Here is a 1,040-nt window from a genome sequence, read left to right on the forward strand (position 1 = left end):
AGGGTCGTCAGATGAACGCACTTCGTTTGACGGCCGACGATGTTCGATCGCAAGTAGCAATGGTGCGGACCGCATACGTTTCAGATGCTTCGGTTGGAAAAGCCAAGGATGCCGAGCTTCTCAGACTGACACGGCACCAAGCTCGCCTTCAAGAAATAGCGGATGCGCTCGGTCTCAAGTCAGACGTTACAAAGCCCCTGGTGAACAACACTGCAATCATCGAGGAAGTAGCGCGGACAGTTCACGATGAGGAACTCTCCATCGGGAGCATCAACTTGATCTGGAGGACCGGCAGCGCTGCCGCACACGGTGGCAGGTCATTTGCGATTGCGCGACTCAATCGGGGAGAAATACGCACGGGGGCATCGGGAGACAAATTTGCCCGGCTGAGTGGCGACCTTCAGACAGATGTCGGACCGGCAGCAGCTGCCGCCGCGATGGCCCTGAGCGGAGCCTTCAAACTCTTCGACGAGCGGGGGCGCCGACCATGATGACGGACGTTATGAGGTTGCTGTCATATTGGTCCTATGGCAGTTCTTTGCGATACTTAGAATAAGTGACTTATTATCTGACAAGTTTTGATTTCTCGGACGATACGATCGTCTTGTCACGTAATCGAACGTATAGATGACACATATCGAGCAGGGGTTGAGCGCCCTTTACCCGAACACTCAGCGGGACGCTTTGCTCAGTCGAGAACCTCGTGCGGGGCTCGCCGTCGCGGCTGCAGTCGGAGCGGGCCCGGTTGCGGAGGTACTGGGATGTCGCGCTCGAAGGCGCGCGTCAGAATGAATCCCCCACAACCTCCTTGTCGCCGTGAGATTCGAGTATGGCGGCGAACTCCGAGGCGATCGACTTGGAAGCTCACCTGACGCTTACGTCAAGCTGTCGTCTCGGGCCCATCCAAAACTTCGTCCAAATAATGCGGATGTCTCGACTCTTGTGCAAAAGCGTTCGTCTCGAATATTTCTTCACTCAGCCGTTGAGTCCTTCTGTGCGAAGCAAGCTCATTGTGGAACGAGATGGCCACCAGCAGAGAT

1 protein-coding gene is annotated in these 1,040 nt (G+C 55.8%); it reads left to right on the forward strand.

The window, feature by feature from the left end; all coding sequences use genetic code 11:
* Nucleotides 1-491 (forward strand): hypothetical protein (locus JF66_RS24700; protein WP_035880579.1); only part of this gene is annotated, 491 nt, incomplete at its 5' end.
* Between the last annotated feature and the right edge of the window lie 549 nt (nt 492-1,040).

Source organism: Cryobacterium sp. MLB-32 (genome assembly GCF_000738085.1).
GTDB lineage: Bacteria > Actinomycetota > Actinomycetes > Actinomycetales > Microbacteriaceae > Cryobacterium.